At 30.0% G+C, this 317-nt stretch carries 1 tRNA gene; it reads right to left on the bottom strand.

What is annotated here, in order from left to right:
* Positions 1–111: 111 nt before the first annotated feature.
* A tRNA-Ile gene (locus ACTNAO_RS12900) sits at positions 112–188 on the bottom strand.
* Positions 189–317: the final 129 nt, after the last annotated feature.

Here is a 317-nt window from a genome sequence, read left to right on the forward strand (position 1 = left end):
GTAATTAAGTATAATATTTAAACAATAAATTGTCTAAACAAATTTACAAAGAATATTTCTTGGCTTGTTGTATTTATACAAACAATATATATGTGCAATTTTCAAAGAACATGGTGGGCTTAAATGGACTCGAACCATCGACCTCACGCTTATCAGGCGTGCGCTCTAACCAGCTGAGCTATAAGCCCTCATTTTAAGAGATTTAATCTCTCAAAATTGAACAGTAAGTTAAAAATCATTTCCTTATTATAAGAAATCATTACTATGATTTTTTTGTACTAGAAAGCTTCTTGCTTTACTAGATTTCTCCATAGAAA

This window comes from Clostridium sp. HCP1S3_C6, assembly GCF_052066735.1.
Classification (GTDB): domain Bacteria; phylum Bacillota; class Clostridia; order Clostridiales; family Clostridiaceae; genus Clostridium.